Source organism: Streptomyces sp. MBT65 (assembly GCF_016612545.1).
Lineage (GTDB): Bacteria > Actinomycetota > Actinomycetes > Streptomycetales > Streptomycetaceae > Streptomyces.
This window is the reverse complement of record NZ_JAENRY010000078.1, coordinates 1-22,357: the sequence shown is the minus strand read 5'-3', so window position 1 is coordinate 22,357 and position 22,357 is coordinate 1. Positions and strand designations below refer to the sequence as shown.

The following is a 22,357-nucleotide window of genomic DNA, read 5'->3' as shown; positions in this document are numbered from 1 at the left end:
CAGTGTCCCCGGGCCTCACCTATAGCCCATGGGGACGATCGTTCGGCTGAAGCCCCATGGAGCCTTTCGCCGAGAGGCGACCGCCCTCCGCACGCCACCAGGTACGGCCCCGGCTGGTCTCCCCCGTCCAGCCGGGGCCTCTTTCACTCTCACGGGCGTCACTCTCGGAGGCGGTCTCCCGCGCTCCGCCGCAAGGGCAGAATGGACGCAACACGGCCGCTGCGGATGGGGAGTTCATGGACACGCGTACGTTCGACGCGCTGACGGAGTCGATGAAGAGCGCGTACGTCGCGGGTCTCAGCGAAGGCGCCGTGCCCCGCCCGGTCATCATGCCGCTGGTGCGCGGCGAGTTGGTCGGTCTGATCTGGCTGCGCCCGGTCACCTCCGGCGAGGACGCGCTCACGGCGATCGCGTCGCTGTCGAACATCGCCGCGGCGGCGAACGCCGACGAGATCGTGCTCGCCTGGGAGACCCAGGACGTCGCCACCACCTGCGAACTGCCCGTCGACGGCCCGACCCCCTGTCTGAACATGGTGCACGCCACGAAGGACGGCCACACGCTCCACCAGTTCCCCTACACCGAGGACCCGGCGTCGGCCGCACCGCGCTGGCAGCCTGCCCCGGCCCCCCAGCCCGACGGCAAGCTGCTGCCGCCCGTCCAGGCCGCGGTCGACTACTCCTTCACTCCTCTGGAGCTGGACCATCCGTCCCCGTTCGGCGTCACGGTCGTCCTGATGGAAGAGGACGGCTACAACCTGCGCCTGACCGAGGCGTTCGCCTTCTGAGCCGCCACGCCGTGATGCCGTGACGCCCGCTCGATCCCAACCCTTGACCGATATCCGATCGCCGTTACAGACTTGACACAGTTAGCGGTGCGGCGGCCCCGCACACCCACCCCCGGGCCTACGCTGTGCCGGTGACCAGTGTCGACCTCGCCGCCGGACCCGCCGCCGAGAGCGGCCCCGAGCCGCGCACCCAGTCCCTGATGCTGACCTTCTTCGGCGCGCATGTGCTGGGACGGCCCGTCGCCGTGTCGTCGGGCAGTGTGATCGCCGCGCTCGGGCGGGTCGGCAGCACCGAGGAGGCGGTGCGGACCACCCTGAACCGCATGGTCAAACGCGACCTGCTGGAGCGCCGCCGCCAGGGCCGGAAGACGTACTTCGCGCTGACACCGCACGCCGTCCAGGTGCTGACGGACGGCCGGGACCGCATCTGGCAGACCGGCGCGGTCAACCGGGACTGGGACGGCCGCTGGACGATGGTGGGCTTCTCGCTGCCGGAGGCCTGGAGCCGTGAACGGCACGATCTGCGCTCCCGCCTGATCTGGGCGGGCTTCGGCCCGCTGCAGAACGGCCTGTGGGTGGCCCCGGCTCCCGTCGACGTCCGAGAGATGGTGGCCGGGCTCGGCCTGGAACCGTATCTGCGGGTGTTCCGCGCGGAGGTGGAGTCGCCGACCGACGTCCGCGAGGTCCTTGAGCAGGCCTTCGACGTGCCGGCCATCGGCGCGCGGTACCGGTCGTTCCTGGACCGCTGGGACCGCACCGACCCCCTCCCGGCGGCCGCCTCCGGCGACGACCTCGCGGGTCAACTCCTGCTGCACACCGACTGGTTGGACCTGGTACGACGGGACCCGCATCTGCCCGCCGAGCACCTTCCCGGGGACTGGCCCGCCGCGCAGGCGGAGACCGTCTTCCGTGGCCTGGCCAGCCGCTGGGAGCGCCCGGCGGCGCGCGCGGCCGGACGTCTGCTGGACACCCTGACGCTGGACTGATCCGCGCGCCCTGACCCCTTCCTGCCCGTAGCCGGCCCTCGTGCGTGCACCCGCGGATTCCCCTGCCTCATTATTGGTCACTCTCTTGACGGCCATGAAAAAAGAGCCCTACATTCGCACCGCTCTTCCAACTCGCACGTCCGCCTCGTACGCACGACTCGTACACGCAGCACGCACGCCCAGCACGCTCCCCCACTCGGTCCCCACTCGACCCGCGGAGCCGCCGCCATGCCCCGACCCCGTCTCTCGACCCTCGCCGCCGTCTGCGCGACCGCCCTCGCGACCGCCCTGCTCGGCCCGGCGACCGGCGCCCACGCCACCACCGCCGGCCACTACTCAGGCACGCTGACCGACGGCGCCACCTGGATCGCGGACACACCCGAGCGCTGGAACGGCACCCTGCTGCTGTTCAGCCACGGCTTCGGGCCCACCACCGCCGCCGACGCCCCGTCGCCCGCCGTGAGCCAGGCTCTGCTGGACGCCGGTTACGCCCTCGCCGGCTCCTCCTACGACCCGAACGGCTCGATGTGGGCGCTCGATTCGGCCGAGCGGGACCAGTTCGCGACGCTCTCCGCCGTCCGCCGACAGATCGGGACACCGACCCGGGTCATCTCGGTCGGTCAGTCGATGGGCGGGCTCGTCAACGCGCGGATCGCCCGTGACGGCGCCGGCCGTGTCGACGGTGCGCTCGGCCTGTGCGGCCTGGTCGCGGGCGGGGTCGATCTGGACAACTACCAACTGGACGCCGAGTACACGCTGGCCACGTTCTTCGACCCCGCCGACGCCGACGCCCTGGTGAACCTCGACAGCCAGGCCGACGGTGCCGCCCTGGCCGGTCGGCTCACGCAGGCCGTGCGGACGGCGCAGCAGACCCCGGCGGGCCGCGCCCGGATCGCCCTGGCCGCCGCCTACCTCAATCTGGCCGACTGGGCTCCCGGCCAACTGCCGCCCGCGCGGGGCGACTTCGCGGGCCAGGAGCAGCAGCAGTACGCCTGGCTGGCGCAGGGGCTGCTCAGCTTCATCATCCCGGCACGCTGGTCGGTGGAGCAGTCCGCCGGCGGCAACACGTCCTGGAACAAGGGCGTCGACTACGCCGGGCTGCTGCGCGGGTCCGCCCACGTCAAACAGGTCGAGGCCCTCTACCGCGACGCGGGGCTCGATCTGCGCACCGACCTGAACCGGCTCACCCGCGGCGCGGACATCACGGCCGACCCGGCCGCGGTGGCCCGGCTGAAGCGGACCTCGACGGCCGGTCAAGGGCTGGCCGTGCCGCTGCTGGACATCCACACCACCGCCGACCAACTGGTCCCCGTGGAACAGGAGTCGGCCTTCGCCGGGCGGGTGCGCGCGGCCGGTGACTCCGCACTGCTGCGACAGGCCTATGTCGCCCGCCAGAGCCACTGCAACTTCACCACCGCCGAAGTGGTCGCCGGTCTGCACGCCGTGGAACACCGGCTGGACACCGGGCACTGGGGCGATTCCGCCACCGCCGCCCAACTCCAGCGTGGCGCAGACGAGTTGGGCCTCGACGGTGCCGCGTTCACCGACTACCGACCGAGCCGCCTGACCGGCACCCGCTGATCCCGAAGCGCTCTCCCCCGTCCCCTTCCCTCCCCGGTTTTCCGCTGTCCCCTCCCTCTCCCCGTCCCCAGCTCGCACGCCCCAGGAGCTCCCCGTGTCAATGACGACCGAACCCTCCACCAGAACCACCGCCACCGGCCCCGGTCTGACCACCGGCACCCTGATCGCCGGTCTCCTCGCCGTCTGTCTCGCGCAGATCGGCCTGGCGATACCGGCCACGCTCAACGGGCTGTTCCAGTCCGACCTGCACCCGGTGGGCTCCCAACTCACCTGGATCTCCGACGCGTTCCTGCTCCCGGTCGCCGTCCTGGAGCTGACCTTCGGCCTGCTCGGCGACCTGTTCGGCCGCAAGAGGCTGCTGGTCGGCGGCGCCGCGCTGCTGCTGGTGGGCGAGTTGGTCAGCGCCACCTCCTCCGGTGTCCACCAGCTCTGGACCGGGCAGGCCCTGGCGGGTCTCGGCGCCGCCGCGCTGTTCCCGACCTCGCTGACCGTCCTGGCGGCCGGCACCACCTCGCCCGCACAGCGCGCCCGGGTCATCGCGTTGTGGGCGGCGCTGCTCTCCGCCGGCGGGTTCCTCGCCCCGCTGCTCGGCGGCGTGACCGCCACCTACGGCTCCTGGCGCTGGTCCTTCGTCGTGGTCGCCGCCGTCGCCGCGACGAGTGTGGCGGTCAGCGCCCTGTTCGCCGTCAACTCCAGTGCCCCCGAAGGCCGTTCACTCGACATCGCGGGCCAACTGACCATCGGTCTGGGCCTGTTCGCGCTCCTCTACGCCATCATCCAGGGCCCGACGGACGGTTGGGCCTCGACCTCGATCGTCTTCGCCTTCGTCCTGGCGGCCGTGTTCCTCGCCGCCTTCGTGCTGGCCGAGAAGCGTGCCAAGTCCCCGCTCCTGCGCCTGGACCTGTTCGGCAACCGGGCCTTCGCGGTGGCCTCGGTCGTGGCCGTGGTGGGCATGTTCGCCTTCCTGGGCACCGCCTACTCCGTCAGCATCCGGCTCGGCCCGGTGCAGGACCAGGCCCCGATGCGGACGGGTCTGGCCTTCGTCCTGCTCAACGGCATGACGCTGGTGATGCTGCCGCTGACGGAACGGCTGCTGCGCACGGTCGCACCGGGGCTGCTGCTGGGCGCCGGGCTGCTGTTGATCGCGGCGGGCGACTACTGGGCGGCCACGCTGCCGATCACCGACACCGCCTTCACCTCGCTGATCCTGCCGCTCGGGCTGGTCGGCCTGGGCTTCGCGATCACCGTCTCGTCGATCACCGCGACGGCCGTCAACACCGTGTCGACCCATCTGGCCGGCATGGCGAGCGCTACCACCAACCTGCTGCGGGACTTCGGCTTCACCCTCGGCCCCGCGATCATCGGCGCCGTCGCCCTGAGCCGCGCGGCGAGCAGCTTCGCCGACTCCCTGCACGACTCCGCCCTGCCCCCGGCACTGAAGGGCGCCGGCACGGCCGTACTGGAAGAAGGCGGTCCGCTCGCGGTGAACGGGGCCTCGGCCGCTTCGCCGAAGCTGGCCGACCTGCATCCGCTCGCGCTGGACGCCCTGGGGCACGGTTACTCGATCGGCTTCGTCGTCTGCGGTACGGCGGCGCTGTGCTCCGCGCTGCTGGCGCTCGTCACGCTCCGGGGCCGGGGTCCTGCGCAGGACATCGCCGCGGAACAGTGAGCGGGAGGTGCCCCGGGGGCAGGTCAGCGGCCCTTGCGTACCCGGGCCGCCGCGCGGGCCTCCGCGGCCTTGCGGGCCTCGGCGGTCTTCCGGGACTCCTTGGCGGGGCGGCCCGGGCGGGTGCCCAGGCCGCGGAAGGGGGCGTTGCCGGTGGGCTTCGTCCCGGTCGGCGGGCGTTTGGCGCCGGTGATGGCGGTCAGTTTCTCCTCGCCGGAGCGGACCTGGGTGACGATCGGGCGGATACCGGCGTCGGACATCATCCGGTTCACGTCCCGCCGCTGGTTGGGGGTGACCAGGGTAACCACGCTCCCGGACTCGCCGGCGCGGGCCGTACGCCCGCTGCGGTGCAGGTAGTCCTTGGAGTCGGCGGGCGGGTCGACGTTGACGACGAGGTCGAGGGCGTCGATGTGGATGCCCCGGGCGGCGACGTTGGTGGCCACCAGGACGGTGATCTCACCGTCCTTGAACTGGCCGAGCGTGTGCGTGCGTTGGGGCTGCGACTTCCCGCTGTGCAGGGCGGACGCCCGGACGCCGCTGGCCCGCAGATGGCGGGTGAACTGGTCGACGGCGGCCTTGGTGTCCAGGAACATCAGCACCCGGCCGTCCCGCGCGGCGATCTCGGTCGCCGTCGCGTACTTGTCGGCGGCGTGGATGTTCAGCACATGGTGTTCCATCGTCGTGACCGAGCCCGACGCCCGGTCGACCGAGGCGAGCACCGGGTCGTGGAGATGGTCCTTGACCAGTTGATCGACGTCGCCGTCGAGCGTGGCCGAGAACAGCAGCCGCTGCCCGTCGGCGGGGATCTGCGCCAGGAGGTCCGAGACCTGCGGGAAGAACCCCAGGTCGCACATCTGGTCCGCCTCGTCCAGGACGGTGATCCGCACCTGGTTCAGGAGGCAGTCCCGGCGCGACACCAGGTCGGTCAGCCGCCCCGGGGTCGCGACGAGCACCTCGACGCCGGTCCGCAGCAGCGCCTGCTGCCGGTTGATCGACAGACCGCCGACCACCGTCGCCAGCCGCACCCCGAGCGTCTGGGCGTACGGTGCCAGCGCGTCGCTGACCTGCTGTGCGAGCTCCCGGGTCGGCACCAGGACCAGGGCGAGCGGCCGCTTCGACTCCGCCCGCAGGCCCGCGGTCCGCACCAGCAGCGCGAGCCCGAAGGCCAGCGTCTTGCCGGAACCGGTGCGCGCCCGGCCGAGCACATCGCGCCCGGCCAGTGCGTCGGGCAGGGTCGTCGCCTGGATCGGGAAGGGTTCTGTCACCCCGAGGCCGGTCATCGTCCCGACCAGCTCCGGCGGCAGCCCGAGCTGGTCGAAGGATGCGGTCGGCGGCTTCGCGTTCATGGAGAACCTTCCTCAGTGTGATGCCCGCAACGGCACCGGGGCCCGTACCCCCTGGTACAGGCCCCGGCGACATCGAAGCGTGCGCCCATTTTACCAGCGGGCCTCCAGGACACCCGCCGCTCCGGCCGCCGACCGCCGCCCCGTCCCACGCCGGATGACCGTGCCATGACCGCCGGACCAACGGCCGAAGTCACGGTCGGGGTCGGTCGCCGCCTCTCCGCCAGTAGGCTGGGACAGCTGCGTCACCCCTCCAACACCCTTTCCCTCAAAGGGAGATGGCCCGCAGCGGTCGATTCGTCTCATTTCATTGCGTGAGGATGAAGCAACAGGTGCTGATAGCGGGCCGGTACCGGCTGAACACCACCATCGGTCGCGGTGCGATGGGCGAGGTCTGGCAGGCGTACGACGAACTGGCCGGCAGGCCGGTGGCCGTCAAGCTCCTGCACTCCCAGAACTCCGAGCCCACCGCCACCGCCCGCTTCCGCCTGGAGGCCCAGACCGCGGGCCGGCTCAGCCACCCCCATGTGGTCGGCGTCCTCGACTTCGGCGAGCAGGAGGGTCGGCTGTACCTCGTGATGGAACTGGTCGACGGGGACAGCCTCGCCCACGTCCTCACCCAGGCGGGTTCCCTGCCGGCCGAGGACGTGGCCCGCATCGCCGCCCATTCGGCCGCCGGGCTCACGGCCGCGCACGAACAGGGCATCGTGCACCGGGACATCAAGCCCGGCAACCTTCTTGTCGACGCCGACGGGTCCGTGAAGATCGGCGACTTCGGTATCGCGCACTTCGTGAACGACCCGAACGGCGCGCTCACCGCGACCGGCCAGATCGTCGGGACCAGCCTGTACATCGCCCCCGAGCGCGCCCTGGGCCAGCCCGCCGGTCCGCCGTCCGACGTCTACTCGCTCGGCTGCGTGCTCTATCAACTCCTCACCGGCAACCCGCCGTTCCGCGCCAGCAGCCCCATCGCCGTGCTCCACCACCACCTCGACACGGCCCCCGTACCACCACGGGAACTCGGCGTCAGAATCCCGCCCGCCTTCGAGAACTATCTGCTCGGTCTCCTCGCCAAACGCCCCGAGGACCGCCCTACGGCACGCCAGGCGGCCGAGTGGTTCGGCGCCGGTGCCTGGCGGGGACATCCCGAGCCCCTCCCGGCGGCCGCACCGCACCGCGAGCCGAAACCGGCGCCGACTCCGCAGGTCACCGCCTGGGACGCGGGCCTCGCACCCCGGACGAACAACACGCCCGCCGGCTCCGCGACCACGTACGCCTTCCCGTCCGCCGGGAGTGGCACCGGTACCGGCACCACTCCCTCGCACCGGACCCGGCGCCGACAGCGAACGGGCGGCCGCGCCGGCACCGTGCGCCGGTCGCGGACGGTGGGCACCGTCGCCGCCGTGCTGATCTTCCTCGGGGCGCTGTTGGTCGGCCTGGCCTGGTTCTCCCCCGACCACAGCTCGGCGGACACCCCGACGACGGATCCGACCGGCACCACGAGCAGCTCTCCGGTCACGCCCTAGCCGGATGGAAATGGCCCGTCGGGACGATCACGCCCCGTACAGCCGGGCCTCCCGACGGGCGTGCGAACGGCGGCCGGACAGCCGCCACAGGACGCGGGCGGGCAGGGGTGCCTTGGCGAGGAGCGTTCGCTGCTCCTCGGGGGTCGCGACCGCCATCAACGCGCTGAAGGCGCGCAGCAGATGCTTCTTGTCCAGCTTCGCCAGGCTGATCTCACCGAGTTCCTCCCACTCGGCGACGCTCAGATGCTCGGCGGCCAACGGCAGGATGGTGGACTCCTCTTCGTCCATGTGCGCGGTCAACACCGCGCCCAGTTCGGTGAGTCGGGCCGCCACCTGCTCGCGGACGGGCGGCTGGGGATCGGCGGCCAGCAGGTCCAGCGCACCCCTCAGCTCCGTGACCGACTCCTCCAGCCGGAGGTGCTGTTCCTCCATGCGCGTGATCGCCTCGGCCCGCACCTCCACCCGTGCCGCGAGCCGGGGCCAGAGGAATTCGTCCTCGCTGAGGTGATGGGCCTCCAGGCCCATGAGCATGAACTCCACGGTTTCCACGACCAGTTGGGCCCGTGCGGCATCGCCGGGCGCCAGTCCGCGCACCAACTCCGGTAGTGCCGCGCAGGATTGGCGGAAGGCGCGGTGCACGACCACCATGTCGTGGACATCCGGCTTCGAGGTGAGTACCTCAGACATGTTGATGATCCCTAGCCCTTGCGCAGGTGTTCGTGGAAGCGGTGTGCCAGGTCCGTCAGCTCGTCCGCGTCGCGCGCGGTCTGCTGGAGGTCGATGAGGACCTCGTCCGCTCCGGCGGCGTGGGCTGCGAGGAGGTGGTCGGAGACCTGGACGACCGTTCCCCGGTGCGGGACGGCCTCGCTCGGTGCGTCCTCGGCCGTCACCACGGGGTTCACCCGGACCACGGTGCGCAGGGCGTCGGGGTCACGTCCGTTCGCCTCCGCGCTCTGCCGTATCTGGCTGATGACGTAGGCGAGTTGGGGCACCGGCAGCGCGACTCCCGCCCAGCCGTCGGCGCGCCGGCCGATCCGTTCCAGGGTGGCCGGGGTGAAACCGCCCAGGAGTACCGGCGGGCGGGGGCGCTGCACGGGGAGCGTCTCGATGTGGGCGCTCGGGATCGTCCACAGCTCGCCCTTGTGCTCCGCCTCCGTGCCGGACCAGACGTGGTCCAGGACGTCGAGGATCTCTTCCATCCGTGCCCCGCGCCCCGGCCAGGGCACGCCGATGGCCTCGTACTCGTCGGAGGACCAGCCGAGTCCGAACCCGATGTCGAGCCGTCCCCCGCTGAGGATGTCGACGGTGGTCAGTGAACGGGCCAGCAGGAGCGGCGAGTAGAAGGGCGCGTTCAGTGTGCTGGTCCCCAGGCGCAGCCTGCTGGTGGCGTGGGCCAGGAAGGACAGCGTGGCGATGGGGTCCAGGAAGGCGCGGTACTCGTCCGGTACGGGGCCGCCGCCTGGATAGGGGTCACGGGGCTGCGTCGGTACGAGGGCCCGGTCACCCACCCACAGGCTGTCGTAGCCGATCGTCTCGACCTCGGCGGCGAAGCCGGAGATCGTGGCGGGGTCAGTGAACAATCCGTACTGGGGCGATCCCAGACCGATCTTGAGCATGTCTGTCACCTGTTCGAGGAGGTGGTGCGGTCCGTTGCGCGACCACCGTGCCGAACACGGATCAACATCTGATCGACGGCGGATGAAAGCGCTGGTCAGCGCTGTACCGCTGCCTTTCGCAGGCGGTCGCTCACGTCGTACACGTGTTGGGCCGCCGCGACGTTCACGTCGGCCCGGTCCGAGCTCAGCGCGGTGAACAGGCGGGCCACCTCCGCGAGGAAGTAGGCCGGGCTGTTCGGGTCGTCCGGCGCGCCGCCGACGGCCTCCGACTCGGCGAAGAACGCGGCGGCCTCCGCGCCGCGCCCCTGGTCCACGAGCACGACCGACAGCAGCCGGGCGGACATGAATGACGTCAGCGGGTCGTCCCCGTCGCGGGACCGCCCGATCCCCTCGCGCAGATCGGTCTCCGCCGCCGCCAGATCACCGCGGATGAAGCCGAGCCAGGCCCGGATGTGCCGGGTCTGCGAGGGCAGATCGGGGTCGTCGCCCAGGTCGGCCGCCGCGACCGCGTGGTCCGTGACGCGTTCCAACTCCCGCTGGTGCGCGGGCCCGGCGAAGAGCCCGCTCGACGCGATCACCGACAGCGCGGCGACGACGATTCGCGCGGCGTCCGGGATGTCGCGCAGCACCCGGGAGAACACCGAGACCAGCAGCGTGTGTTCGGCGAGCAGCCAGGTGCGCGCCGCCTCGGCGTCGGCGAACCGCAGTCCGGTCGACGGTACGGCGAAGAGGTGGATGCTGAGCGAGCCGGACCGCTCGGTCGCGCTCATGGCCTGGAGCAGGGTGGCGTGCAGGAACATCGCCAGCCGCACCAGCGCCGCCTGGCGCTCGGCGACGGAGTCCTCGCGATCCGCGCGACGGGCGGCGAACGCCCGTACCAGATCGTGGAATCGGTAGCGGTCGGCCGAGTGCGGTTCGAGCAGACCGGCCTCCACCAGATGCTCCAGCTGCTCCTCGGTCTCCTGTTCCGGCCGGTCGAGCAGGACGGCCGCGACCGCGACCGGGAAGTCGGCGGCGTCGAGCAGCGCGCACAGGCGCATCGCCCGGGCCCGCTCGGCGGCGAGGGCCCGGTAGCCGACCTGGAAGGTCGCCTCTACGGACATGCCGCCGGCCCGCAACTCGTCGAGCTGGTGCTCCTCGGCGCGCAGCCGCAGCAACTGCGCGCCGAGCCCGCGTCCGGGACGGGCCGCCGCACGGGCCCCGATGACGCGCAGCGCCAGGGGCAACTGCCCGCAGGCGTGCACCAGTTCCAGCGCGAGCTCCGGGGCGGCGGCGATCTCGGCGTCGCCGGTGAACCGGCCCAGCATAGCCACCGCCTCCTGCTGATCGGGCACCGGCACCTCGAAACGCGTCGCGCCCGGCGGTACGAGCGAGCGGTGCCGGGTCGTGATCAGCGCGGCGTTGCCGGGGGTGCCCGGGAGCAGCGGTGTCACCTGTGCGGTGTCGGACGCGTTGTCCAGGAGCACCAGGATCCGGCGGTCGGCGGTCGGCGGTCAGGGTGCGGTAGGCGCCGGCGCGGGCGGTGGGCGTCGCGGGGATCCGGGCGGCGGGCATGCCGAGTGCGATCAGGAAGTCGACCAACACGTCGGCGGGATCGGTGGGTTGGGCGCCGTCGCCCCGTAGGTCGACATAGAGCTGCCCGTCCGGGTAGTCGCCGCGGATGCCGTGCGCGACGCGGAGCGCGAGCGCGGTCTTTCCGACGCCGCCGATGCCGCTGAGTACGGAGAGCGCGACCGCTTCCCCGCTGGGCCGCAGCGTGAGCCGGAGCCGTTCGCTCAGCCGCTCACGGCCGATGAAGTCGCCGGGTGCCGGAGGGAGTTGCTGCGGGCGGGCGCCGGCCGGGGTGTCCTCGACCGGTGTGGTCGCGGCCTGCTCGGTGTCGGGGGTGGCACCCGATGCCCGTACCTGCCCGTGTTCGGCGGGGGCGGGCTCGGCGCCGCTGAGGACGCGTGTCTGCAGTTCGCGCAGTTCCGGGCCCGGTTCCATGCCCAGTTCGGCCACCATGGCCTCGCGGGCCGCGGCGTAGACCGCGAGGGCCTCCGCCGCCCGCCCGGCGCGGTACAGCGCACGCATGCGGAGGTCGTACAGGTCCTCCCGCAGCGGATGGTCGGCGATGAGGGAGATCAGTTCCGTCGCCACACGGGCGTGCTCGCCCAGTTCGTCGGCGCACTCCAACCGCGCCACCTGGGCGTTCAGCCGTAGATCCAGGAAACGTCCGCGGTGCCGCCGGGCGTAGGGGCCGGGTACGCCGGACAGCGGCTCCCCCGACCACAGCGCCAGCGCGGTGTCGAACGCGCGCAGCGCGGGGCCGGTCTGCCGTGCGGCCCGCAGTTCCTCGCCGTCGCGCACGAGGCGTTCGAAACGCAGGGCGTCGACGGCCGGTTCGGGGATGTCGAGCTGGTAGCCGCCCTGTGTGGTCTCCAGCCGGGACCGCTCCTCGCCCAGGGAGAGGCGGATGCGGTAGACGTACGTCTGCACCGAGCGGACCGCGTTGCCGGGCGGCTCTTCCCACAGCGCGTCGATGAGGTGGTCGAGTCCGCACTGGCGTCCTTCGCCGAGCAACAGCCGGACCAGGACCGCACGTTGCAGCGGGCTGCCGAGATCCAGCGCATGCCCGTCGTGACGGCCGCTCAGCGGCCCCAGCAGCCCGAACTCGTACCCTTCCACCGCTGTTGCCACTCGGCCGGGTCCAGCGGGCACCGCTCATGACCCTGCCCGCCCGGGGATCCGCTGTCAGCCGCGGCGCAGCATCATGACGACGGCGACGATGACAATGATGAGGACGACGGTACCGATACCTATGTACACGGGTTTCTCTTTCTCTAGGGAGGTGGCACTCCTGGGTGCCGCGGACCACCGGGTACCCCCGAAAGAGCCTTTCAGCCGTCGTGGAAGAGGAACGGGGGCACCGGCGCTCCGCCGGGCTGCCGGTGCCCCCGTTCCGTTCAGGTCGGGTCAGCGGCGGTACGCGCCGCAGCGGAGGGCGTTCTCCACCGCTGCGGCCATCGCCTGCTGGCCCAGGGCGTTGGGGTGGGCGGGCGCGGTCGGGGCCGCCGCGACCAGGGGTTCGATCCAGCGCTCGCCGGCCGGCTTGCACATGTCGTGGCCCACCGTCGGGGTGTAGGTGTCGACGTACGCCGCTCCGTGCGCCGACGCCTGGTCGGCAATCATCGCGTTGAGCTTCTTCTCGGTGTCCCGCAGATAGGCGAAGTCACCGGCGGCGATCGGTACGACGGAGCTGGTGCAGCCGACCCCGTCGTCCGGGAACAGGTCGGGATAGCCGACCACCACGACCTTGGCGTGCGGGGCCCGCTCCCGGATCGCGTCCAGCGCGGCGGCGATCTTGGGGGCCGTGTCGTCGACGCGCTGTGCCAGCCGGTCGGTGCCGTCGCTCGTGAAGAAGGTCCGGCAGGGGTTGCCCGCCGGGTCCTTGGACGTCAGTCCGGCGCAGGTGGCCAGATTGCTGGAGAAGCCGATGTCGTTGCCGCCGATGGTCAGGGTGACCACGTCCGTGTCCGTGCCGAGCGCGTCCAGTTGCGGCGGGCGCGAACCCTGCGGTCCGGCCAGGGCAGTTGTGGTGGCGCCCGAGCAACTGACGTCGGTCGCCTGCCAGTTCTTCGCCGCGGCGAGGAGGGACGGGTAGTTCCGGTCGGACCGTGCGCACGTGGCGTCGACCTGGGTCGGTATGCCGGGCCCGGAGGCGTAGGAGTCGCCCAGCGCAACGTAGTTCACGGTGCGCGGGGTGGGTGTCGAGGCGCTCGCCGCTGTCGCCCCCGCCGCCGACAGGGCCATCGCGCAACACGCCACCGTGGCGCCTCGCAGCAGGCGCCGTCGGCCGGGAGATCTCGTGGTCTGCTTCTTCTTCAAGTCCATCCATTCGTCGAGCCCCGAGGCGATCCGTCAACAGGAGCCATGCGCTGGGGCGTTGTGCTGGCGAGACGTCAAACGGCCCGCGCGCCAAGGAGGTTCACTCATCGGTGGTGACTTCGCCGGAGGTGGGACTCGGCGTAGGCGTGGGCCCGGAAGGCGAGGACGGGATCGTCGGAGAGCTGGATGCCGGTGGTGACCCGGGTGGGGTCGAAGGCCTGCGCGTTCCAGGGGTCCTGGTCGTCGGCGGGCGCGGTGATCTCCAGCCGCCCGGCGCTGAACTCCTGGCGGTGGTCGGGCCAGACGGTGCTGGGGTCGTGGGTGGGGTCGTCGGGTCCGGCGAATTGGATCCGCAGGTCGAAGGCCACCGGCACGTGTTCCAGGCGCTGACGCAGTTCGTCGGTCAGGTAGTGGGCGGCGCGGGTGGCCGCCTCGGCGGCGGTCAGGGCGGTGCGGCCGGCCTCCGGTTCCCAGCGGTACCGCACGGGCCGTTGGGCGCCGGTCGCGTCGACCCAGACGAAGGCGTGGATGGCCCAGTAGGCGGCGGAGGCATAGCTGGCGGGGACGGGCGGCTGCTGTGCGACGGCTTCGGCGAGGTGGGGATGGGCACCGACGAACGCGTGCACCCGGGTCGGGTCGGGCTGGTGGGTCACGGGGTCGGGGCGCAGCGCCTCGGTCAGCTCCAGGAACTCCTTGGGCGTCGAGGCGACGAACCGGCGGACGGTGAGGGCGACGAGGTCGGTGTCACCGCCGTCCGGGAGGTGGAAGCGGGTGGCCATGCCGCGGGTGACCGGGGCGGTGTCGGGCGTGTGGGGATTTCCCTCGGAGTTCGAGAACCGTACGGTCGCCGACACCGGCCGGGTCTGCAGATGCACGGCCGTGGTCAGGGCGGCCGCGGACCCGGTGGGAGTGAAGGCGGCCCGCCCGGTCCCACGACGGTCACCAGCCGCTCGCGTTCGAGGGCCGCGAGCAGTCCGTCGAGTTCCTCACCTCGGCCGATGAAGGGGCCGAGGGGGTGCTCGGGCCCGCCTTCGCCGGGCAGGGGGCGGGAGTCGGCGTGGGCGGCGGCCTGCGCCGATGTCGTGTGGTCGGGGTGCGCCGGTGACAACCGTACGGAGTCCGGGGTGGCCACCCCCTGACGCGGATCGGCTGCCGGCCCTGCCGTCCCCGGACACGAGTCACCTGGCGGTGTCGCCGTACCGGGACGCGGGTCGCAAGCCAGTATCGCGTCGTGCAGGGAACGCAGTTCGGGGGACGGGTCGGCGCCCAGTTCGGACCTCAGGAGTCGGCGGCCCGATTCGTACACGTCCAGCGCCTCGGCGTCGCGCCCGCAGCGGTGGAGCGCGAGCATCAGCCGCGCCCGGGATCCCTCCCGCAGCGGTGCGGCGGACACGAGTGCCGTCAGTTCGGGGATCAGCTCCGCCGCGCGGCCGAGTTCGAGGGCCGCGGCGCTCGCGTCCTCCTGCGCGCTCAGGCGCAGTTCCTCCAGGCGCAGCCGTTCGGCTTCGAAGACCCGGCCCTTGAGGTCGTCCAGCGCGCGGCCCCGCCACAGCGCGAGTCCCTGCCGTAGGACGTCCTCCGCCTGTCGGTACGCTCCCGCCGCCAGGTGCGCGCGGCCTTCGCGGATCGTCGCCTCGAAGCGCACCGTGTCGAGCTGGTCCTCCGCGCCGAGGGCGAAGCGGTATCCGCCGTACTGCGACTGCAGGCGTCCGTCCTGGTCCCGGGTCGCGAGCGCCGCGCGCAGTTTCGTCACCTGGACCTGAAGGGCGTTGACCGGGTCCTTCGCCTCGCGTTCCTCCCAAAGTTCGTCGATGAGGGTGTCACGGTGCACGACCGCTCCCCCGGCCAGCAGCAGCCGGCCGACGATCGCGCGGGAGACCGCGCCCGGAAGTGCGACGGCACCGCTTCCGTCGGCCAGCTCCAGGCGGCCGAGCAGTCGGAGGTGCAGGGCGTCGTCGTTCATGTGTCAGCCTTCATCGGCGGTTCCGATACGCGAAACCGGGTTCCGGGTATCGCCGTGACCGCGGGTTCCGAGTATGTCCGTGACCGTACAAGGCGGGCGTCGGTTACCCGCAAGGGACGCTGATGGCCATGGGGAACCGTGGTACCCAATGGGTACTGTTGCCGCATGACGAACACATCGGGCCTCTGCGACGATCCCAAGAGCGTCTACTCCGCGGCCTGCCCCTGCCGCGACATGCTGGACCTGCTCGCCAACAAGTGGAGCGCCCTCGCACTGGGCGCCCTGGAGGACGGGCCGCAGCGCTTCGGCGCGCTGCGCGGTCGGCTCCAGGGGGTGAGCCCCAAGGTCCTCACCCAGACACTGCGCCGCCTGGAGGACTACGGCCTGATCAACCGCCGGATCTACGCGGAGGTCCCGCCGCGCGTCGAGTACAGCCTGACGCCGCTCGGCAGGGACGCCTGCGCCCCGCTCTCCCATCTGCGGACCTGGGTGGAGCAGAACATAGACCGGTTCCCGGAATCCGCCTGACCGTACGCCGTCCGGGGCGGCTCGCGACCGCCTCACCTCTATGGTTTCCATTGGGAAGCAGGTGCCCTTGATGGTTACTACCTCCCGATAGGTACCTTGCGGGTCGTGGCCGCCGATCCTCGCCGGCCCACAGCACGAGTCGAGGAGACACACGATGAGCGAGACCCGGAAGTTCACGACGATGCCCGCCGTCGCCTACCGCAAGAGCCTGCCGATCGACGACGCCGAGAGCCTCGTGGATGTCGAACTTCCCGTACCGCAGCCGGGTCCGCACGATCTGCTGGTCCAGGTCGAGGCCATCGCGGTCAACCCCGTGGACCACAAGGTCCGGCAGAGCAACGACCCGGGCGGCGAGTGGAAGGTGCTCGGCTGGGACGCCGCCGGCACGGTCGTCGCGGTCGGTGAGCAGGTCGAGCTGTTCGAGGTCGGCGACGAGGTGTTCTACGCCGGCGCGATCGACCGGCCAGGTACCAACTCCCGTTTCCACGCCGTCGACGAGCGCATCGTCGGCCGCAAGCCCGGCACCCTCTCCTTCGCCGAGGCGGCGGCGCTGCCGCTGACCTCCCTCACCGCCTGGGAGGGGCTGTTCGAGCGCCTCGGCCTGCGCGAGGGTGCCGAGGAGGAGACCGGCACGCTGCTGGTGACCGCGGCGGCGGGCGGTGTGGGGGCGATGGTGGCCCAACTGGCCAGCGCCCTCACCGGTCTGACCGTGATCGGCACCGCATCCCGCCCGGAGACCGTCGAGTTCGCCCGCCGGATGGGCGTGACGCATGTGGTGGACCACCATCGCCCGCTACCGGCGCAGGTGGCCGAGGTGGCGCCCGGCGGGGTCGACCACATCTTCGGCACCGCGGGTACGGACCGGAATCTCGCCGCGTACGCCGAGATGCTCAAGCCGTTCGGGGGGCTGCTCGCCATCGACGACTTCGGTGCCGTGGAGATCGGCCTGCTGAAGGCGAAGAGCATCTCCTTCCACTGGGAACTCATGTTCACGCGCTCGCTGTTCAAGACCCCGGACCAGGTGACGCAGCATCACATCCTCGACCGGATCGCCCAGCTCGTGGACAAGGGCGTCCTGCGCACCACGGCCACCCGGGACCTCGGCACGATCAACGCCGCCCATCTGCGCGAGGCGCATCGCGTCCTGGAGTCCGGGAGCGCCATCGGCAAGGTGACGCTCACCGGATTCTGAGACAGCTGTGAACCTCCTTCTTCCCCGCCCCGTTTACAGGGCAGACGAAGGCAGGGCCTTCTCGTAAGGGTCGAAAGGTGACGGGGATGAGATTCATGAGGTTCACGACGGAGCAGCGCATCGGCCATCTGCTGAGCTGGGCGAACGAATGGAACGGAACGACGCGCGGGCGAAGTATGTGGGCGTACTCCCTGAGTCTGGGGGGTTCTCACGCGCTGCTGAACGACTGGGTCAACAACGAGCGACTCATGGATCTCCTCACCCAGGAGGAAAGAAGCGCGATCGACGAGGCGCGCCGGCGCGCGACCCGGCGTGAGAGCGTCGCGCATCGGACGGCCCGGTAGCGCGGCCCGACCGTCTGTCGTTCACCGCGGTCGCCGAGCTGGGCCGCACGGACACGGCCCGGCTCGGCGAAGCCCTCGGATGAGAAGCCCGCTCAGGGGGTGTAGCCCCGCTCGGCGAGCGCGGCGCGCAGGGCCTTCAGGGCCAGGTGGTTCCGGGACTTGACCGTGCCCGGCGGGATGCCCAGCGTCTCCGCCGTGCGGGCCACGGACTGGTCCAGGAACTCGACGTGTACGAGGATCTCGCGATGGTGCAGCGTCAGGTCCGCCAGGGCTTCGCGCACGAGTTTCTTGGTGAGGGCCGGTTCCATGGATTCCGGTCCGGGCAGGTCGTTCAGCGCGGTGTCGACCGTCTCCGACGGTCGGGCCTTCCGGGCGCGGTAGCCGTCGATGACGAGGTTGCGGACGACCGTGACGAGCCACGGCCGGATGCCCTCGGCCTCGGGGTCGAGGATGTCGGCGTTCTGCCAGGCGCGCAGGACGGCCTCCTGGAGCAGGTCCTGGGCCTGATGGCCGTCGCCCCACAGGAGTCCGGTGGTCACTCTCAGCAGGAACACCCCGTGCTTGTCGTGGACGGCGCGGACGAACGCCTCGTCGCGCGCCCTGTCTCGAGTTCCGCCGGTCCCGTCCCGGGGTGTGTCCCGGATTACCGTGTTGTGCCTCATTGCCACGTTCCCCCGGTGCGCCGTGGACGATCCACGGCGCACCAATTCGTTGAAAGCTGAACGGGGAAACCTTCAGGGGGACCTCTTGCCGGCGGCTTGATATCCGCTTGCCCGGCCCGTGCGGGCGAGGACAGACCCAGGAAAGGGGTGGGAAAGGCTGCCGGAGACCCTCAGGAACTGTTCGTCCTCGGGATCTCCGCCAAGGCGGCGCGTACCGCCGCCTCCCGCAGTTCGGGGAGCCTGCCGGACCAGTCGCCGAGCGTCTCCTCGACCGGGAGCCTCCGGACGGCGGCGAGCGTGGTGCGGATCCCGTCCACCTCGGTCGCGCAGGCCGGGCACGCCCGCACATGGCGGTCGACGCGTACTTCCTCCGCCGGATCGAGGGCTCCCACGGCATGGGCGGCCAGGTCGGGAAGCTCCTGCTCGCAGTTCACCGCTGGTCCGGAGCGACGTTGTGGTTGTTGACGCGGAGCAGGTTGCGCGGGTCGTAACGCCTCTTCAGAGCACGCAGCCGCTCCAGGTCCTCGGTGGTGAACACGTTCTCCGCCCGGTCGTCACGACCCGCGAAGTTCGTGTACGTGAGACCCGTGGACCAGGGGCTCAGTCGTTCGACCATCCCGTTCAGCATGGCCATGCCGGCATCGACGACCTCCGGCGGCCCTACGGTCGCCCCCCACACGTTGAACACGGCGTCCCGTGCGGCGACGGGGCTCGCCGCTGCCGGCCGGTGGGCCAGCGCCCCGCCGAGATGCCTGATCTCCAGGACCGTGACGAGGCCACCGACGGCCACCTGTGCGCTCTCCACGAGGGACTCGACGGCCCGGTCCGGCAACTCGGCCAGCAGGGCGCCCTGTTCCTCGTACGGGAAAGGGTCCGCCGGGTCGGTGTGCACGATGTCGTACGCGCCGTAGGGGTGGCGGCCGATCGTGTCGAGGATGCCCTCGCCGAGGGCGCGGAAGGGCGCGATGAGCTTCTCGGCCTCCTCGTCGGAGCCGAGGTGGGTGACCCGGACGTGGGCGAGGAAGCGGCCGCGCAGCGGTTCGGGGATCTCCGGGACGGGCAGCGCGATCTGCTCCCGCTCGAAGACCCGCGCCCGCCGGTCCGCCGCGAACAGCACCCCAATGACCCGGTGCCCCGCCATCAACGGCACGCCGAGGATCGCCACCAGCCCCTCGTCCCGTACCCCGGAGTCGATGGTGGGGGTGTGCTGGAAGCGGTCGTCCTTGAGGTAGTCGTCGCTGACGTACGGCCGTGCCGTCCGGGCCACGAGTCCGGCGAGCCCCTCCCCCACGCCCAGTCGCAGGTGCTGGAAGCGGGCCGCGATCGAACCCTCGGTCACGCGCAGGCAACTGTCGCCCCTGGCCGGGTCGTTGAGGCTGAGCCAGGCGACGTCGCTGCCGAGCAGGGACCGGGCGCGCTGGACGATCGCCTGCAATACGGCGTCCAGGTCGCGCAGTCCGGCCAGGTCGTGGGCCGTCTCGAAGAGCGCGGACAGCTCCGCCTCACGCCGTCGGCGGCTCTCCGACTCGGCGCGCACGCGCAGCGCGAGAGCCTTGGCGTGTTCGAGCCCGGCGATCAGCCCGGCCGGTCTTCCGTCGGCGCGGGCGAGCAGCACCGGCTGCTCGTAGGCGTCGGCGGAGGCGCCGCTGGCCAGCAGCTCCAGGAACGGCGCCTCGGCACTGCTCGATTGCGCCGCGGCACCGGTGACGGTGGCGGGACGCTCGGCGGACTGCACGTGATCGCTGGACATGCTCACAGGATTCCGCATCGCCGGGCCGGCCGGTGAAGCCTGTGGATAACTCGAGAAACCCCTGCGCACCGGGGGTTTCAGTGCGCGGTCCACCCGCCCTCCAGCACCGACGCAAGACCTCGCCGCACAGGCTCGGCGGCTGTCTCAGTCGGAACTCGTGGTGTCGAACCATGTGGGTGCGTCGGCCAGGGTCTGCTTGATCCGGAACAGCTGGTGATCGCTGAGCTCGGGCAGCGCGTCCAGCTCGAACCAGCCGACCTCCAACGACTCGTCGTCGTTCACGGCCGCCTCTCCACCCACCGCCCGGCACTGCAGAGTGATGTCCATGAACTGGCAGGCGTCACCGTTGGGATAGCTGATCGGTCCCCCGGCCTTGACCATGACGACCCGTTCCGCGACACACTCGACGGCCGTCTCCTCGAACACCTCACGCACCGCGCAGACCGCGGGCTGCTCACCGGGCTCGGGAATGCCGGAGGGCAGCGCCCACTCGTGGTTGTCCGCCCGCTTGCCCAGCAGGATGCGACCCGCGTCGTCGAAGACGACGGCGCTGACCCCGGGAAGCCAGAGCAGTTGATGCCCCGCGGAGGCCCGGATCGTACGGATGAAGTCAGGAGTAGCCATGCACCGACCCTAACGGGACGATCCATGGCCGCTCCACGAACTTCCGTGTGTGTGGCGGGCGTACAACGGGCGTACGGTTACGCGTCGCCCGCGCGTCGTCGGCGCACACCCGCGCCGATCGCCCAGCCGAGGCCGCCCGCGGCGACGAGGACCAGGGCCATCTCGGGCAGGATGCCGAGCTTCGTGGCCGGTGTCTCCGAGGAGCGCAGCGGCACCTTCTGGACCAGGGAGTCGGCGACGAACATGCCGGTCTTCTGAGTGATCCTCCCGTCCGGCATGATGATCGCGCTGACGCCGCTGGTCACCGGGACGGTGACGGTCCGGCTGTGCTCGACCGCGCGGACCCGGGACATGGCGAGCTGCTGGTAGGTCATCTCACTGCGGTCGAAGGTCGCGTTGTTGCTCGGCACGGAGATCAGTTGGGCGCCGTCGGTGACCTCGGAGCGCACGGCCCAGTCGAAAGCCGCCTCGTAGCAGGTGACCAGGCCGATCTTGGCGCCGTTCATCGTGAACACGCCCGGCTTGGTGCCCCGGCTGAAGTCCTGGCGGACCATGCTGGTCCAGTTCTTGTTGATCGCCCCGAGGAGCGAGCGCATCGGGAGGTACTCGCCGAAGGGCTGGATCTGCCGCTTGTCGTAGGTGTCGGTCGGGCCCTTCACCGGGTCCCAGAGGATCTGCTCGTTGTAGAGCTTGCCGCCCCGTTCGACGACACCGCCGACCGAGATGGGCGCGCCGATCGCCTTGGCCGCCTCGTCGATGTCGGTGTACGCCTGGGCGTCGGCGAAGGGGTCGACGTCGGAGGAGTTCTCCGGCCACAGGACCACGTCGGGCTGCGCGACCTTGCCGGCCTTGACCTCGGCGGCCAGCCGCAGTGTCTCCTTGACGTGGTAGTCGAGCACGGCCCGCCGTTGGGCGTTGAACTCGAGTCCCGCGCGCGGGACGTTGCCCTGGATGACCGCGACCGTCGTCGTGCCGTCCTCGGCCTTGTCGCTGACCAGGGACCGCGCGGCCAGCGCGCCCCCGATCGGTACGGCCACGCTCAGCAGGGCCACGGTCGCGGCGGATCGTTGAACGACCCGGGTGCGCCGTCCCTCCAGGACGAGGCGGACGATCTCGTACAGGCCGAAGCCGCACAGCACGACCGCGAAGCCGAGGACCGGGGTGCCGCCCACCGCGGCGAGCGGCAGGAAGACGCCGTCCGCCTGGCCGAAGGCGATCTTGCCCCAGGGGAAGCCGTGGAAGGGGACACGCGCGCGTACCGCCTCACCGGCGATCCACAGCGCCGCCGCCCACAGCGGCCAGCCCGGGAGCTTCGACACCGCGGTGACGGCCGCGCCGACGAGCGCGACAAAGATCGCCTCGACCAGGACCAGGGCGAGCCAGGGCCCGGGGCCGACCTCCACGCCGGTCCACACCAGCAGCGGCAGCAGGAATCCGAGGCCGAAGAGGTACCCGAGTCCTAGGCCCGCCTTCCATCCGCGGCCGCGCAGCACCCACCCGAAACAGGCGAAGGCGGGCAGCGCCAGCCACCAGAGGGTGCGTGGCGGGAAACTGACGTAGAGCAGCACTCCGGAGAGCGCTGCTACGGCGGCCGGGACCAGTTGGACGAGGCGGGCGAGGCGCGATGCGGGCGCGGCCTGCGGCTCCAGTCGGTCCGACTCGTCCACGGAAGTTGCGGTGACGGTCACTCCCGGAGTGTACGGCGGTGGACCTTGGGGCCGACAGCGCGGTCCGGACGGCGGTACAGGGCACGGAACGACGGCGGTACAGGGCACTGAGCAGGGCCGCAGCAGCATCGTTCCTGCGCAACTCGTCCACAAATCGGTCATCAGCCGTTACGGTGGCCCGGAGCCTCTGTCGTGCGGTCTGTCCAGGCCAGGACGGTGGGGGCCGGTCACGGGTCGGGGGCGACCTGGTTCAGGGG

The 22,357-nt window shown here is 71.4% G+C and carries 22 protein-coding genes and 2 pseudogenes; 9 read left to right on the top strand and 15 right to left on the bottom strand.

From position 1 onward, the window contains the following. Positions 1 to 236: 236 nt before the first annotated feature. The 4 genes from JHN63_RS19255 (at position 237) to JHN63_RS19240 (ending at position 5,021) form a co-directional block, all read left to right on the top strand. Positions 237 to 785 (top strand): hypothetical protein, encoded by a 549-nt coding sequence (locus tag JHN63_RS19255; protein ID WP_200682320.1) that lies wholly within the window; start codon positions 237 to 239, stop codon positions 783 to 785. A gap of 125 nt (positions 786 to 910) precedes the next feature. Next, complete coding sequence (locus JHN63_RS19250; RefSeq protein ID WP_200682319.1) at positions 911 to 1,771, top strand: PaaX family transcriptional regulator C-terminal domain-containing protein; 861 nt, start codon at positions 911 to 913, stop codon at positions 1,769 to 1,771. Positions 1,772 to 1,999: 228 nt separating this feature from the next. Further along, positions 2,000 to 3,352: an alpha/beta hydrolase gene (locus tag JHN63_RS19245; protein WP_200682318.1), complete on the top strand. Its 1,353-nt coding sequence runs from the start codon at positions 2,000 to 2,002 to the stop codon at positions 3,350 to 3,352. 100 nt (positions 3,353 to 3,452) lie between these two features. Then, positions 3,453 to 5,021: an MFS transporter gene (locus JHN63_RS19240; RefSeq protein WP_200682317.1), complete on the top strand. Its 1,569-nt coding sequence runs from the start codon at positions 3,453 to 3,455 to the stop codon at positions 5,019 to 5,021. Positions 5,022 to 5,044: 23 nt separating this feature from the next. On the opposite strand, the gene JHN63_RS19235 is transcribed toward JHN63_RS19240, so the two are convergent. After that, on the bottom strand, positions 5,045 to 6,364 hold the full coding sequence (locus JHN63_RS19235; protein ID WP_200682316.1) for a DEAD/DEAH box helicase: 1,320 nt from the start codon (positions 6,362 to 6,364) through the stop codon (positions 5,045 to 5,047). A 90-nt stretch (positions 6,365 to 6,454) separates the two neighbouring features. Further along, complete coding sequence (locus JHN63_RS19230) at positions 6,455 to 6,610, bottom strand: hypothetical protein (RefSeq protein WP_200682315.1); 156 nt, start codon at positions 6,608 to 6,610, stop codon at positions 6,455 to 6,457. A 71-nt stretch (positions 6,611 to 6,681) separates the two neighbouring features. Here JHN63_RS19230 and JHN63_RS19225 point away from each other — a divergent pair, with 71 nt between their 5' ends. Continuing rightward, the gene (locus JHN63_RS19225; RefSeq protein WP_234477369.1) at positions 6,682 to 7,887 is read left to right on the top strand and encodes a serine/threonine-protein kinase; all 1,206 of its coding nucleotides are present in this window, start codon (positions 6,682 to 6,684) and stop codon (positions 7,885 to 7,887) included. Positions 7,888 to 7,914: 27 nt separating this feature from the next. Here the strand turns inward: JHN63_RS19225 and JHN63_RS19220 are convergent, their stop codons facing one another. The 4 genes and pseudogenes from JHN63_RS19220 to JHN63_RS54700 form a co-directional block, all read right to left on the bottom strand. Continuing rightward, on the bottom strand, positions 7,915 to 8,574 hold the full coding sequence (locus JHN63_RS19220; RefSeq protein WP_200682314.1) for a hemerythrin domain-containing protein: 660 nt from the start codon (positions 8,572 to 8,574) through the stop codon (positions 7,915 to 7,917). A gap of 11 nt (positions 8,575 to 8,585) precedes the next feature. Next, entirely contained in the window at positions 8,586 to 9,503 is a 918-nt protein-coding gene (locus JHN63_RS19215) for a TIGR03619 family F420-dependent LLM class oxidoreductase (RefSeq protein ID WP_200682313.1), read from the bottom strand. 95 nt (positions 9,504 to 9,598) lie between these two features. Beyond that, positions 9,599 to 10,969, bottom strand: coding sequence for a hypothetical protein (locus JHN63_RS52790; protein ID WP_234477368.1), 1,371 nt, complete (start codon positions 10,967 to 10,969; stop codon positions 9,599 to 9,601). A gap of 535 nt (positions 10,970 to 11,504) precedes the next feature. Then, positions 11,505 to 11,834, bottom strand: a pseudogene (locus JHN63_RS54700) (BTAD domain-containing putative transcriptional regulator); the annotation flags it as partial. On the opposite strand from JHN63_RS54700, the gene JHN63_RS54695 reads away from it, so the two are divergent. Next, complete coding sequence (locus JHN63_RS54695) at positions 11,724 to 12,212, top strand: hypothetical protein (protein ID WP_374222926.1); 489 nt, start codon at positions 11,724 to 11,726, stop codon at positions 12,210 to 12,212. The pseudogene JHN63_RS54700 and the gene JHN63_RS54695 sit on opposite strands and share 111 nt — an antisense overlap. A gap of 246 nt (positions 12,213 to 12,458) precedes the next feature. Here the strand turns inward: JHN63_RS54695 and JHN63_RS19205 are convergent, their stop codons facing one another. The 3 genes from JHN63_RS19205 to JHN63_RS19195 all read right to left on the bottom strand — a co-directional run bounded on the left by JHN63_RS19205 (position 12,459) and on the right by JHN63_RS19195 (position 15,333). Next, entirely contained in the window at positions 12,459 to 13,376 is a 918-nt protein-coding gene (locus tag JHN63_RS19205; protein WP_374222925.1) for an SGNH/GDSL hydrolase family protein, read from the bottom strand. A 98-nt stretch (positions 13,377 to 13,474) separates the two neighbouring features. Continuing rightward, complete coding sequence (locus JHN63_RS19200; protein WP_307781922.1) at positions 13,475 to 14,245, bottom strand: catalase; 771 nt, start codon at positions 14,243 to 14,245, stop codon at positions 13,475 to 13,477. 8 nt (positions 14,246 to 14,253) lie between these two features. After that, complete coding sequence (locus JHN63_RS19195) at positions 14,254 to 15,333, bottom strand: AfsR/SARP family transcriptional regulator (RefSeq protein WP_200682312.1); 1,080 nt, start codon at positions 15,331 to 15,333, stop codon at positions 14,254 to 14,256. Between the two features lie 165 nt (positions 15,334 to 15,498). Between JHN63_RS19195 and JHN63_RS19190 the strand changes: the two genes are divergently transcribed. The 3 genes from JHN63_RS19190 (at position 15,499) to JHN63_RS19180 (ending at position 17,397) form a co-directional block, all read left to right on the top strand. Further along, entirely contained in the window at positions 15,499 to 15,861 is a 363-nt protein-coding gene (locus JHN63_RS19190) for a helix-turn-helix domain-containing protein (protein ID WP_234477367.1), read from the top strand. 154 nt (positions 15,862 to 16,015) lie between these two features. After that, on the top strand, positions 16,016 to 17,053 hold the full coding sequence (locus JHN63_RS19185) for a zinc-binding alcohol dehydrogenase family protein (protein ID WP_200682311.1): 1,038 nt from the start codon (positions 16,016 to 16,018) through the stop codon (positions 17,051 to 17,053). A gap of 95 nt (positions 17,054 to 17,148) precedes the next feature. Continuing rightward, positions 17,149 to 17,397, top strand: coding sequence for a hypothetical protein (locus tag JHN63_RS19180; protein ID WP_200682310.1), 249 nt, complete (start codon positions 17,149 to 17,151; stop codon positions 17,395 to 17,397). 92 nt (positions 17,398 to 17,489) lie between these two features. Here the strand turns inward: JHN63_RS19180 and JHN63_RS19175 are convergent, their stop codons facing one another. The 6 genes and pseudogenes from JHN63_RS19175 to lnt all read right to left on the bottom strand — a co-directional run bounded on the left by JHN63_RS19175 (position 17,490) and on the right by lnt (position 22,121). Then, positions 17,490 to 18,059, bottom strand: coding sequence for a sigma-70 family RNA polymerase sigma factor (locus JHN63_RS19175; protein WP_200682309.1), 570 nt, complete (start codon positions 18,057 to 18,059; stop codon positions 17,490 to 17,492). Between the two features lie 170 nt (positions 18,060 to 18,229). Beyond that, a complete protein-coding gene (locus JHN63_RS19170) occupies positions 18,230 to 18,493 on the bottom strand; it encodes an anti-sigma factor (protein ID WP_200682308.1) in 264 nt (87 codons plus the stop codon). Then, the gene (locus tag JHN63_RS52780) at positions 18,490 to 18,675 is read right to left on the bottom strand and encodes a BBE domain-containing protein (protein ID WP_234477372.1); all 186 of its coding nucleotides are present in this window, start codon (positions 18,673 to 18,675) and stop codon (positions 18,490 to 18,492) included. Before JHN63_RS52780 ends, JHN63_RS19170 begins: the two co-directional genes overlap by 4 nt. Before the next feature lie 444 nt (positions 18,676 to 19,119). Then, positions 19,120 to 19,809 (bottom strand): annotated as a pseudogene (locus JHN63_RS52775) (GAF domain-containing protein); the annotation flags it as partial. 144 nt (positions 19,810 to 19,953) lie between these two features. Then, positions 19,954 to 20,433 (bottom strand): NUDIX domain-containing protein, encoded by a 480-nt coding sequence (locus tag JHN63_RS19160; protein ID WP_200682306.1) that lies wholly within the window; start codon positions 20,431 to 20,433, stop codon positions 19,954 to 19,956. Positions 20,434 to 20,510: 77 nt separating this feature from the next. After that, positions 20,511 to 22,121, bottom strand: coding sequence for an apolipoprotein N-acyltransferase (gene lnt, locus JHN63_RS19155; protein ID WP_200682305.1), 1,611 nt, complete (start codon positions 22,119 to 22,121; stop codon positions 20,511 to 20,513). Positions 22,122 to 22,357 lie beyond the last annotated feature (236 nt).